The 12,382-nt window shown below is 37.6% G+C and carries 11 protein-coding genes; 7 read left to right on the top strand and 4 right to left on the bottom strand.

Annotated features, from left to right (window positions below; all coding sequences use genetic code 11):
* Window position 1 precedes the first annotated feature (1 nt).
* A complete protein-coding gene (locus C9J41_RS04670; protein ID WP_107294273.1) occupies window positions 2-844 on the top strand; it encodes an energy-coupling factor transporter transmembrane protein EcfT in 843 nt (280 codons plus the stop codon).
* Window positions 845-929: 85 nt separating this feature from the next.
* Here the strand turns inward: C9J41_RS04670 and lgt are convergent, their stop codons facing one another.
* Window positions 930-1,730: a prolipoprotein diacylglyceryl transferase gene (lgt, locus tag C9J41_RS04665; protein ID WP_107206332.1), complete on the bottom strand. Its 801-nt coding sequence runs from the start codon at window positions 1,728-1,730 to the stop codon at window positions 930-932.
* 412 nt (window positions 1,731-2,142) lie between these two features.
* On the opposite strand from lgt, the gene C9J41_RS04660 reads away from it, so the two are divergent.
* Complete coding sequence (locus C9J41_RS04660; RefSeq protein WP_107206331.1) at window positions 2,143-2,388, top strand: hypothetical protein; 246 nt, start codon at window positions 2,143-2,145, stop codon at window positions 2,386-2,388.
* Window positions 2,389-2,440: 52 nt separating this feature from the next.
* Here the strand turns inward: C9J41_RS04660 and C9J41_RS04655 are convergent, their stop codons facing one another.
* The 3 genes from C9J41_RS04655 to C9J41_RS04645 all read right to left on the bottom strand — a co-directional run bounded on the left by C9J41_RS04655 (window position 2,441) and on the right by C9J41_RS04645 (window position 4,962).
* Complete coding sequence (locus C9J41_RS04655) at window positions 2,441-3,346, bottom strand: cation diffusion facilitator family transporter (RefSeq protein WP_107246025.1); 906 nt, start codon at window positions 3,344-3,346, stop codon at window positions 2,441-2,443.
* Window positions 3,347-3,495: 149 nt separating this feature from the next.
* Window positions 3,496-3,981 (bottom strand): DUF1456 family protein, encoded by a 486-nt coding sequence (locus tag C9J41_RS04650; RefSeq protein ID WP_107294272.1) that lies wholly within the window; start codon window positions 3,979-3,981, stop codon window positions 3,496-3,498.
* 78 nt (window positions 3,982-4,059) lie between these two features.
* On the bottom strand, window positions 4,060-4,962 hold the full coding sequence (locus C9J41_RS04645; RefSeq protein WP_233220384.1) for a hypothetical protein: 903 nt from the start codon (window positions 4,960-4,962) through the stop codon (window positions 4,060-4,062).
* 187 nt (window positions 4,963-5,149) lie between these two features.
* Between C9J41_RS04645 and C9J41_RS04640 the strand changes: the two genes are divergently transcribed.
* The 5 genes from C9J41_RS04640 to budA all read left to right on the top strand — a co-directional run bounded on the left by C9J41_RS04640 (window position 5,150) and on the right by budA (window position 12,311).
* The gene (locus tag C9J41_RS04640) at window positions 5,150-6,343 is read left to right on the top strand and encodes a vWA domain-containing protein (protein ID WP_107294271.1); all 1,194 of its coding nucleotides are present in this window, start codon (window positions 5,150-5,152) and stop codon (window positions 6,341-6,343) included.
* The gene (locus C9J41_RS04635; RefSeq protein ID WP_107294270.1) at window positions 6,340-7,806 is read left to right on the top strand and encodes a lytic transglycosylase F; all 1,467 of its coding nucleotides are present in this window, start codon (window positions 6,340-6,342) and stop codon (window positions 7,804-7,806) included. The genes C9J41_RS04640 and C9J41_RS04635 overlap by 4 nt, the downstream gene beginning before the upstream one ends.
* 675 nt (window positions 7,807-8,481) lie before the next feature.
* A complete protein-coding gene (locus C9J41_RS04630; protein ID WP_105059977.1) occupies window positions 8,482-9,672 on the top strand; it encodes a NupC/NupG family nucleoside CNT transporter in 1,191 nt (396 codons plus the stop codon).
* A 242-nt stretch (window positions 9,673-9,914) separates the two neighbouring features.
* A complete protein-coding gene (alsS, locus tag C9J41_RS04625) occupies window positions 9,915-11,579 on the top strand; it encodes an acetolactate synthase AlsS (protein WP_107287099.1) in 1,665 nt (554 codons plus the stop codon).
* Window positions 11,580-11,591: 12 nt separating this feature from the next.
* On the top strand, window positions 11,592-12,311 hold the full coding sequence (budA, locus tag C9J41_RS04620; RefSeq protein ID WP_107294269.1) for an acetolactate decarboxylase: 720 nt from the start codon (window positions 11,592-11,594) through the stop codon (window positions 12,309-12,311).
* Window positions 12,312-12,382 lie beyond the last annotated feature (71 nt).

The raw sequence follows: 12,382 nt of genomic DNA, 5'->3' as shown, positions 1-12,382 counted from the left end.
CATGAAAACCAATAAATTCAAATTTGGTATTAGTTATATTAATACCCATTCATGGCTACACTCGCTAAACGGTATTACTAAACTCATTCTCTTTATGGCTTGGGTTACCATGGTATTATTGACGTTCGATCTACGTGTTATTTGTGGATTGATTATTTTAGGTCTGTTCTTACTTAAAGAAACCCAGATACCTTTTAAGGTTTATAAACCGTTACTCATGGGTACAGCCGTTGTTTTACTGATGAACGCATTATTTATGTTCTTGATTGCACCGCAGCAAGGCACCGATTATATGCACAGTAAAACCGTTCTGATCCATCTCTTTGGTCATTACGATATTACGCTTGAAACATTGTTTTACTTGTTAACAGTAACACTAAAATATTTCAGCATGTTCCCGATCGCATTGGTGTTTGTGTTCACCACTCATCCAACAGAGTTTTCAGCAAGTTTAAATAAACTGGGGGTACCTTATCGTATTGCTTATGCTGTGAGCTTAACTTTACGTTATCTACCAGAAGTGATGAAAGACTTCACCAACATTATGCATGCTCAACAAGCACGTGGGGTGGATATTTCAAAAAATGCACCAGTGATGACACGTATCCGTAATGTCGCAAAGATTCTTGGCCCATTAATTTTTTCAAGCTTAGATCGTGCAGATGTCATTTCCAATGCAATGACTTTACGAGGTTTTGGACGTAATAAAAAACGTACTTGGTATAGCTTAAAACCAATGACTAAAAATGATGTCATTGCTTTAGCAATTATTGTAGCAATACTTGGTTTTGGTATTTTCCACCGCGTTGAATCCACCAGCTTATTTTGGTATCCGTTCCACTGATTACTTTAGCTTTTCAGTATCAGTTAACAGCAACAAAAAAGCCGATCATGAGATCGGCTTTTTGATATCTTCAGTGCAAATCGTTTTAACTTTGTGATTCTCGCGCTAATCGACGCGCTTTTTGACCTCGAATCACCAAGATAATACCAGCAATAATAAATGGAATACTTAACAGTTGACCTGTATTAAGCACAATATCTGTAGAATAGTCAGCCTGATGGACTTTAATAAATTCTAATAAGAAACGTACTGTCATCACTAATACTAAGAACCAACCTAACAGTAGCCCCTTATACTTACCAATATCTGTTTTACGATAAAGCGCAAACAATAAAACAAAGATGGCTAAGTAAGAAAACCCTTCATACAACATAACAGGGTGACGAGGGATCATATCAACCCGTTCAAAAATAACAGCCCATGGAAGATTACTCGGTGTACCAAGAATTTCTGAATTAAAGAAATTACCCGTACGAACAAAGAAGCCGAACAATGCTGTCGCGATAGCTAAACGATCAAGTAACCACATGAAGTTAATTTTGTAGCGCTTAGTATAGAAGTAGACGGCTAGAATAACACCTAAACCACCACCGTGACTTGCTAACCCACCGTTCCATACCGCAATAATCTGGCCAGGGTTCGCCCAGTAATAGTCTGGATCGTAGAACACTACATGAAATAAACGCGCGCCAACAATAATACCAACGACGGCGTACATTAATAATGAATCTAAACTTTCTACCGGCTTATCTTCACGTTCATACACTGACTTCATAACTTGGAAACCAGCAGTAATTGCTAACGCAAATAACACACCATACCAATGAATCTTCAAGCCGAAGATTGACACCATAACGGGGTTTACATCCCAAACAAAATGTTCCAACGAGATTACCTTCTCAGTAATATAGTGTCCAAACAAGATGGACGACTTACAATAAGCACAGGTTATCAAGAAAAATCACTATGGTGAATAAACGTTAGCTTAATTTAAGTAAATTTAATCCTATCCGTCAGTTCATAACTATCTTTATGTCTGTTTAAAGCGAGATAGATAAACAAATTCGGCCTTTTTCTTACTCTTATAAAATGCATTGTCTGTCCGTGTCATTAATATTTCAACGTCATCATCATCGTGAGAAATAGCCGCACCAATAAAAAATGGTTATGCCGTTAACTCGTTAATTAAATTAATAATTATTGCGGCCACTCTTTTTCTAAATATAAACAACACATGAATATATCTGCTATAACTTATTAAGCGGCTCTTTTTATTACCATAAAAACAAGGACTGGTTATGATGAAGATTTTCGTTATCAGCTTATTTTTCTCATCCGCCTTACATGCTGCACCTTCATTACATCACCTCGATTACTCAATTGATTTCCATAATAAATACGGCACTGATGGCCTACTTATTTCAAGCCCGAACATTCAATTTATTTACAAAGAAATCGATAGACATTGCTATAAAATTGTCAGAGATCGTAGTGCTAGAATTTATTGGTCACAGGCTAATAATAAAAAGTGCTTATTGAAGTAGAGCTGCCTAAAATGCTTTAACTAAAAAACGTTTAAATCTTTAATCTAATAAACTACTGCTGTATACCGCAATGTTGATGCTTACTATCACATGCGTAAGATGATGCCTCAATTTGTACTGTCACATGTTCAATGTCAAAGTGATCATGAACATAATGTTTGATTTCATCAGGTAAACCTTGCCCCTCAACATACTCATCAACAACAAGGTGAACTGTCATGGCATTTTCAGTAGTACTCATCGGCCAAACATGTAAATCATGGAAAGTATTAACATGCGGCAACTCTGCTAAATAGGTTTTTAATGCTGATATATCAACGTTGTTCGGCACCGCATCTAATGAATAATTGATTGAGTCTTTTAGTAAGCTCCACGTACCGATTAAAATTACCACGACAATCGCTAAGCTCATCGCAGGATCTAACCAATCCCACCCAGTAATATTTATAATCAAAGCGGTAATAATCACACCAAGAGAGACTGCGGCATCACCCGCCATATGAAGGAAAGCCCCTTTCATATTTAAATCATGCTTTTGTCCTTTGGCAAATAACATCGCTGTCGCAGCATTGATGATCACACCAATAAAAGCCACCACCATCACCGTGGTACCAGCCACTGGACGGGGGTCAGAAAATCGTAGAACCGCTTCCCATGCAATTGCTCCAAGCGCAAACAATAATAATAACGCACTTGTTAATGAAGCTAATATTGTCACTTTACGGAACCCATAGGTTCGCTGCTCAGTTGCCGCTTTTTTTGCTAATGCAAAAGCTCCCCATGCCAAGACCAAAGTAACAACATCGCTAAGGTTATGCCCTGCATCGGCTAGCAATGCTAAAGAATCAGTAATAAAACCATAAGTCGCTTCTACAATGACATAAAGAAGGTTTAGTACAATCCCTATTGCAAAGGCGGAGTTGTAATTTGAAACATGGTGTTCATGTGAATGCGCCATTGGCCGTTTTCCATAAATTTAATTTCTATTAATTTTACTCTTTCTAATAAAAATCACATGCAACCTGATATTACAGATGTAAAAAAAGCAGCCAACGCTGCTTTTTATCACTTTCGATTTATTGTGTTATGTCTATAAAAACAACACGATTATTCGGCTTCAACCGTCGCAGATTCATCACCACGAAGGTTGATCTGTAATGCTTGTAAAAAGTTACGTAGTACCTGATCTTTACACTCACGGTAGTGTTTATGATCAAGCTTACGGAAAAACGCACTTAATTCATGCTTACTTAAACGGAAATCCACCAGCTTAAACAAATCTAATACATCATCTGCTTTTAGATTTAAGGCAATTTGCAGCTTACGGAAAATAATATTATTCGTTAGCTTTTGCTCTGGTACTGGTTGTGGACCTTCTTTCTTGCCACGCTTTTGATTGATAAAGCCGTTAAGAAACGTTGCAAATTCTTCATCTGAACAGCTTTTGTAATCGTCATTGTCTTCTGGCTTTAACCAGTTACATACTTGCTCACGAGTTACAGTTGCATCTGCTTGTACAAAGATTTCAATTAGTTGGCTATCATTTAAATCAAAGATGTAGCGTATACGGCGTAAAATATCGTTATTAGTCACAGTTTTTCCAGTTTAGTAGGCTGCCCCTTCATGGGGATCACAGCTAAGTTTTGGCAGATACTAGCAGATGTTGCAGGGTTATTCACTTGCATTGATCAAAGATGACACATCTACCGTTGCTATCATTGCTTTAGTTAATGGGTTCTTCTCACTGGTAATTAAGAGTTTATTATCCTTATACCAATGCACAGCTTCCCACTGTGAATAAATTCTTAAACGCTTATATTTAGCCGTTGACCAATCCAATTGATTGTTTTTCACTTTGACTAACCAAATAAAGGAATAACCTAAAAAGATGTCTTTACGATAGCCTAATAACGCAAGTGTTGAGGTCTTGACGTTATAATCAGCACTGGTAATGAGTCCTTCTGTTAAATAATCCCCAACCGGTGAGACCGTCTGGCTAGATTGAGTCGTACTGAGTCGGTATAGCTTGGTATGCTCATTTTGCCAGTTTTTGCTAAATAGCCATAATTGATCACCCACAACTGTTATCGCTTCACTATCGAAATTATGTTGATACGTTTTACCCGGTTTAAAATCTTTAAAACGGTATCGAATAGTTGAAACAGGCGTGACTGACGAGCCTTTTTCAAGCGAGGCGAGTGGTACTTTATAAATCACACCTCCATCACGGCGTGTTGAGTTATTTCCTGTATCACCAATGTATAAATAGCGTTTACTCTGCGCTAAATCTTCCCAATCATAATTTTTACTGCGTTGAACCGTCACCGTTTTTGTGATTGTTTGAAAATTAGAAGACAGTTGATAAATCTGATTTCGGCTGCCGCTGTCATTATGTGACCATACATGCCCATTAATAACCGCCAAACCTGATGATTCATTTAAAACTTCAGGCAAATTTGCCAGCACATCAACGTCTAAAGGCTTACGTACTGAATACGTAGACGCTGAACTACAACCTGATAAACCGAGTAACACTACCATCAGATAGATGTTTTTTTTAAATATATCCGCCACTGACACTAACCTATTAAATTTAAAATGCGTGATGACTTAGCATGTTTTTATTACCATTAGCTTGTTATTGGAAACCACAAATATTGCCTCAAACTCGGCACAAATAGCACTTACCAACCATACTTAGAGAATTAGTTTTTAGTGTACGCTGACATTTAGCACTTAATATATTGATATGCGAGATATTATGCTGATACGACTATTAATGCTCAGTTTTCTTCTGGTGGTCTCTATTCCTACCTACAGTAGCAGTGATAAAAAGCCACCAGCACTCGTATTGCCTGAGATTTTACAACCAGAACAAACAAATAATAATAACACGCCCATACCTTTTACTCGTACAGGCCCCACAATTCAAGTCGCGATCTTACTCGATGCTAGTGGCTCTATGGGAGGATTAATTAATCAGGCAAGAGAGCAGATCTGGTCAATCATTAATGCCATCGCAACAGCCACTAAACATGATCGCCCTGTTACTTTACAAGTTGCATTGTTTGAATATGGTGTTGAACATCAATCAAAATATGATGGTTATTTACGTTTACTCTCACCACTCACCTCAGATCTTGACCAATTTTCAGAAGCACTATTTGCAATAAACATTGGAGGGAGTAAAGAATATGCGCCACAAGTAATTCAAGAGGCAACAAACCGTTTACAGTGGAGCCCCCATCAAGACGATCTTCGTTTAATCATCATTGCAGGTAATGAAGAGTTTCAACAAGGTGATATTCCGATTAGCCATGCTATTCCTCTAGCAGTCAGTAAAGATATCATCATCAACACCTTATATTGCGGCCCCCATTTAAAAGGTCGTAAATTACAGTGGGCAACACCTGCACTGCTGAGTCATGGCAAATATTTGAATATAGACCATAAGAAGAAAGCCCCCCATATTGAGACCCCTTACGACGATGATATCATCCAACTGGGCCGTAAAATTAATGACACTTACATCGGTTATGGTACAAAAGGGGCAAGTAAGAAAAGCCAGCAAATCGCTCAAGATATGAATGCATCAAGCCTTTCTAAATCTAGTAGCACAGAGCGCAGTATTGCCAAAGCAGGAAAGCAGTATAAAACACAAGATTGGGATTTGATTTCGCTTGCCCAACAAAATTTAGAACAAGGTGTAGCGTTCGCGAAAAAAGATCAACAGCACTATCATGGATTAAATGACCAACAAATCACCGAAAAGCTTAAACAACAAATCGCACAAAGAGTACAGCTGCAACAACAGATATCAACGTTAGAGCAAAAACGAAAACACTTCATAAAACAATCGAAAAATGAGAACACAAAGGCTAAGGATGATTTGGGAAATGCGATTATTTTAACCATACAGGATCAAGCTAAATCAAAAGGCTTTAGTTTTCTATGAACAACCAACTAAAAAGGCTGTTATTACCTTTATGGGTATATCTGGCTTTATTCCTTACTTCTAGTACAGCTTTAGGCTTAGCACTGTCCCCGCTCACAGGCCCAACTTACACTGGCGATCTTAGCGTCCTTGAAAAAAAAAGGGTGCTAAGAGTATTAGTTTCGGCTGACTTAGGTTTTTACTATATTGAAGATGGTCTTCCAAAAGGCATTATCGCTGAATTACTTCACCACTTTGAGTTAGATATTCATAAAACTTATCCAAAACTCAATATTCAAGTGATCCCTGTACATCGAGATCAACTCATCAAATTCTTAATTACTGGATATGGTGATCTTGCCGTCGCTAATTTAACCATTACTGAACAGCGAAAAAAGCAAGTCGCCTTTAGTGAGCCTGTACTTACCAATATTTCAGAAGTTATTATTAATAATATTGATTCACCTGAAATTACAAAAATAGAGCAACTAAGCAATCAAGATATCTGGGTAAGAAAAAGTTCGAGCTACTATCAAAGCCTACTTGAAGTCAATAATCGTCTATTACTCCAACGCCTAGCGCCAATGAAGATCCATTTTTTAGAAGAAACACTGCAAGATTATGAGTTGTTGGAAATGGTTAATCTCGGGTTGATGAATATGACCGTTTTAGATGATCATAAGATGAAAATATGGAACAAGATATTACCAAAATTACGCATGAATTCTGCTTTCGTTTTAAGGAAAAATGCTGAAATAGCCTGGGCAATGAGAAAAGATAGCCCTAAATTAATGAAATTAGTTAATAGGTATATTAAACAAATAAAATCAGGGTCATTATTAGGAAATGTTATTTATAACAAGTATTTAAATAATCAAGGCTGGATAACAAACCTATTGAACCATAGTAATATGGATAAAATGGAAAAACTTTCTGATCTGTTTTTTAAATATTCTACGGAATATGATTTTGATTATTTAATGATGATGGCTCAGGGTTTCCAAGAATCAGGGCTTAATCAGCATAAAGTCTCCAATAAAGGTGCCGTTGGCATCATGCAAGTACTACCAAGTACAGCAAGAGATCGATATATAAATATTCCTAACATTTATATAGCAAGTAATAATGTTCATGCGGGTATAAAGTATATGCGCTATATCCAAAATAATTACTTAGATGATAGCAGTCTAACCTATGATAATAGAATGTATATGACACTCGCCTCTTATAATGCAGGACCTGGCAATATTAGAAAAATGCGACGTTATGCAAAGGAAAAAGGCTATAACCCTGATATATGGTTTAATAATGTTGAAATTATTACCAGGAGATATATAGGCAAACAACCTGTTGTCTACGTTACAAATATAAATCGTTATTACATTGTCTATAAACAATTAATGCGTTTAAAAAAATACCGCCAGAAAGGTGTCCGACCTTTTGTTCCACCTTACCGGTTTAATGTCCCTACCATTCTTGAATAAGTATACTTACTTACGTTGAGTCGCCTTTCGTTTAGACGATCAACGTAAGTTAGCCATACATGCATTATTTAGCCTTTAAGCTTTTATTCAATCTTGTTTCATTACGCTGATCGTGTCGATGGAAGTACCATAGCTTACGATTTTTAGAGGATTTTTTCATCGTTTCTATTCCACTAAATTATCACGAATATAATATTTCATTTTGTAAGACAAATGAATATTAAGTGCAGCATTGAATCATATTTAAAAAATTCTGAAATTTATTTATCTAAAATATTATTTTCCATATTTATTAAACATAATAAAAAATAACATTTGATATACACAGAGACTACAATTGCCTATTTAATCATCGTGTTTTTACCGATTGGACTACTGCGATATTCCAAAACCACTAAAAAGTATTTTTCAATCATATTACAGGTGAGATTCAGTTCACAGTTATGCTCATTTGGCATGTTGATGATACAGTTATATGAGCGTATAACGATAACCCAGTAATGACAGGGCTCTTTCGAACTGCAATCGTTTGCCGCAATCGTAATTCATCTAAGCACGTAATAGTGACAGAAAATTACGCGACCAAAAAGTGAGACTTAAGTCACTTTTAGAGAGAAAGAAATATTTAAACATAAGTATATATCTTGATAAGAATCACACTGAGAGCAACCAAACATGGTCTATCTACATTTTGTTTTAGGGTTAATCGTTATCGCAGCCCTAGCACTTGTTGCAAGTAATAACCGTAAAAACATCAAGTACAGATATATTATTCAGCTACTGCTTATTGAAATGGGATTAGCCTACTTCTTGCTTAACTCCTCAATGGGTACAGGGATCGTTAAAGAGTTTGCTGATGGATTTAATGGATTACTCAATTTTGCCGCAGAAGGGACAAATTTCGTCTTTGGTAACCTATCTAACAATGATGGCTTTAACTTCTTCTTAAGTGTTCTAATGCCAATCGTATTCATTTCAGCACTGATTGGTATTCTTCAGCACATCAAAGTTTTGCCATATGTCATAAAAGGCCTTGGATATTTATTATCAAAAGTTAATGGCATGGGTAAACTTGAATCCTTTAACGCTATTAGTGCCTTAATGGTCGGTCAATCTGAAAACTTCATCACCTATAAAGATATTCTCGGTAGAATGTCTGAGCGTCGCATGTACACGTTAGCGGCAACAGCCATGTCAACCGTATCGATGTCTATTGTCGGTTCTTACATGAAGCTAATCGATCCTAAATACGTCGTGGCAGCCTTGTTTCTAAACATGTTTAGTACCTTCATTATTCTCTCTATCATTAACCCATATGACCACGAAGCAGAGATGAATATTGATGAGATGATGGCGGCTGAAAGTGGTGAGAAACTGACGTTCTTTGAAATGTTAGGAGAATATATTCTTACTGGTTTTAAAGTCGCGGTTATTGTAGCGGCAATGCTGATTGGTTTTATCGCGCTAATTTCAATGATTAATGCCGGCTTTGATGCTGCATTCGGTATTAGCTTCCAAGATGTTATTGGCTACGCTTTCTATCCATTTGCATGGATCATGGGTATCCCTGCTCATGAAGCCCTACAAGCAGGTAGTATCATGGCAACCAAGCTTGTTGCTAACGAATTTGTAGCAATGCTGTCACTACAAAAACAAGTAAGTGAATTAACACCGCACACCGTAGGTATTGTTTCTATCTTCCTTGTGTCATTCGCTAACTTTAGCTCTATCGGTATTATTGCTGGTGCTGTAAAAGGGGTGAACGAAGAAAAAGGTAATATGGTCGCACGTTTTGGTTTACGTTTGCTTTACGGTTCAACGCTCGTTAGTTTTCTATCAGCGTTAATTGCAGGCATCATGATTTAATCGTTGTCATTGCCATTCCTCCCTTAAAATGCCGGTCTTTTCTAATATGAAGGCTGGCATTTTTATTACATCGTAAATTCCCCCTCCCCTTATTTATCTGTAAATTGAGAATTTAACTTTCATTTTCAGTTATTTGATTTGTATGATGAATGTATAGAATTGTGCCACTCATCACATAAAATTCGAATTCACGAACAATGTCCTGAGCCTATTAACTTAATAAATATAATTTTGAGGCTTATATGTCGGATAAAACCGTCTCTGGTGCTGAACTGGTTGTTGAAACTTTAAATGCACATAACATTCCACACATTTTTGGTATTCCAGGTGCAAAGGTGGATGCTGTTTTCGATGCTGTTTGTGATAACGGACCAGAAATCATTATTTGTCATCATGAACAAAATGCAGCGTTTATGGCAGCAGCAACAGGGCGTTTAACGGGTAAAGCAGGCATTTGTTTAGCGACCTCTGGCCCGGGTGCATCAAACCTTGTCACAGGCGTTGCAACAGCGAACAGTGAAGGTGATCCTGTGGTTGCACTTGCAGGTGCTGTACCGCTTTCGATGTATTCTCACAATACTCACCAATCCATGGATACCCGTTCACTGTTTACTCCTATCACCAAATTTTCAGCAGAAGTGATGGATAGCGGCTCGGTATCTGATGTTGTACATAAAGCTTTTCGTATTGCAGAGCAACCTACCCAAGGTGCTAGCTTTGTTAGTCTACCGCAAGATATTCTAACTAATCGTATTCCTTACCAACCAGTACAACAGCCTAATCCAATTTTGTTCGGTGGTGCACACCCACAAGCTATTCGTCAGGCTGCTGATCGCATTAATGCTGCAAAAAATCCGGTGTTATTACTGGGTATGGATGCAAGCCAGCCTTTTGTTACTGATGCCATTCGCCAACTACTCAAACAAACACCAATTGCCGTTGTGAATACGTTTGCCGCAGCTGGCGTTATTTCTCATGATTTGTACAACTGCTTTTTAGGTCGAGTGGGCTTATTTAAAAACCAACCCGGTGATATTGCGTTAAACAGCGCAGACTTAATCATCACCATTGGTTATAGCCCCATTGAATACGATCCGATTCTTTGGAATAAAGATGCAAATACCCCAATTATTCATATTGGTTATCAACAAGCAGATTTAGAAATTAGCTATAACCCTGTTTGTGAAGTTGTGGGTGACTTAGCGGTGTCTGTTACGTCTATTGCTTCTGAATTAGATAAGCGAGAATCCTTAGAAAGTAACCAACAAATCCAATTATTACGCCACGATTTACAACATATTATGCAGATGGGGATAAATAAAACCTCATCAAACGGCGTTCACCCACTTCGTTTTGTTCATGATTTACGTCGCTTTGTCAGTGACGACACCACTGTATGTTGTGATGTAGGCTCAATCTATATTTGGATGGCACGTTACTTCCACAGCTTTGAACCTCGTCGTTTATTGTTCAGTAATGGTCAACAAACATTGGGCGTCGCTTTACCTTGGGCAATTGCAGCTTCCCTTCTTCACCCTAATGAAAAAGTCATTTCCATGTCTGGTGATGGTGGCTTCCTATTCTCATCAATGGAATTAGCCACGGCCGTGCGTCATAAATGTAATATCGTTCACTTTGTTTGGACTGATCACAGTTATGACATGGTTAAGATCCAACAGCTTAAAAAGTATGGTCGAGAGAGTGCTGTCAGCTTTATAGGTCCTGATATTGTTAAGTACGCAGAAAGTTTCGGCGCACATGGTTTAGCGATCAATACTGCCGATGATATTGAGCCTGTTATGCGAAAAGCTATGAACTTAAGTGGCCCAGTATTGGTTAACGTCAATGTTGATTATAGCGATAACAGTCGCCTACTTGATCAACTTCATCCATGCCAACAAGATTAATAGGAGCATCACATGAGTGCTGAAACAGACAACAAAACGTTCTACCAAACCTCAATGATGAGTGCATTAATTGCAGGCTTATATCAAGGTGATTTCACAATTGGTCAGTTATTAGATCATGGTAACTTTGGCATTGGTACCTTTAACGATCTTGACGGTGAAATGATTGTAATGGGTGATGACGTTTACCAACTTACAAGCACAGGCGATGTTCATCTTGTTGATCACGATATCACCACACCATTTGCTTCGGTTGTTAACTTTGAGCCAAAAGCAAAACTGAGTTTAATTGAACTAAGTAAAAAAGAATTTGAAACGTGCTTAGAGCAAGATCTACTCGCTCACAACGCGATTAATGCCATCCGTTTAACAGGTAAGTTCTCGTATGTTAAAACACGTACAGTGCCGGCTCAGCACCGTCCATATCCACCTATGGTTGAAGTTGTTAAACATCAACCTATTGCTGAAATGACGCATGTTTCAGGTGTGATGATTGGTTTTAAAATACCAGACTATATGATTGGTATTAATGTGCCGGGGTTCCACTTTCACTTTATTAGTGATGATCGTACTCAAGGTGGTCATGTGAGTGACTTTATTCTCACAGAAGGTAATGTTGAAGTTGAAATATTTAAAGATTTCCACCTTCGTATGCCCGCCTCACAAGAATTTGATCGCGCAGATCTTCACCCTGAAGATCTGCAAACTGCGATCCATGTAACTGAGAAATAAACATTGAAAAGATTAGGCATTTCTTAATGACAAAAGGAGCGTTTATTAACGCTCCTTTTCTTTTATCTGCT

It is taken from the genome of Photobacterium sp. GB-50 (assembly GCF_003026755.1).
Classification (GTDB): Bacteria; Pseudomonadota; Gammaproteobacteria; order Enterobacterales; family Vibrionaceae; genus Photobacterium.
This window is presented reverse-complemented; position numbering and strand designations above follow the sequence as displayed.

Coding starts and splice junctions, on each gene's coding strand:
- C9J41_RS04630 (WP_105059977.1), top strand. CDS start 8,482: ATGGTCTATCTACATTTTGTTTTAGGGTTAATCGTTATCGCAGCCCTA.
- C9J41_RS04660 (WP_107206331.1), top strand. CDS start 2,143: ATGATGAAGATTTTCGTTATCAGCTTATTTTTCTCATCCGCCTTACAT.
- C9J41_RS04670 (WP_107294273.1), top strand. CDS start 2: ATGAAAACCAATAAATTCAAATTTGGTATTAGTTATATTAATACCCAT.
- C9J41_RS04635 (WP_107294270.1), top strand. CDS start 6,340: ATGAACAACCAACTAAAAAGGCTGTTATTACCTTTATGGGTATATCTG.
- C9J41_RS04640 (WP_107294271.1), top strand. CDS start 5,150: ATGCTGATACGACTATTAATGCTCAGTTTTCTTCTGGTGGTCTCTATT.
- C9J41_RS04655 (WP_107246025.1), bottom strand. CDS start 3,346: ATGGCGCATTCACATGAACACCATGTTTCAAATTACAACTCCGCCTTT.
- budA (WP_107294269.1), top strand. CDS start 11,592: ATGAGTGCTGAAACAGACAACAAAACGTTCTACCAAACCTCAATGATG.
- alsS (WP_107287099.1), top strand. CDS start 9,915: ATGTCGGATAAAACCGTCTCTGGTGCTGAACTGGTTGTTGAAACTTTA.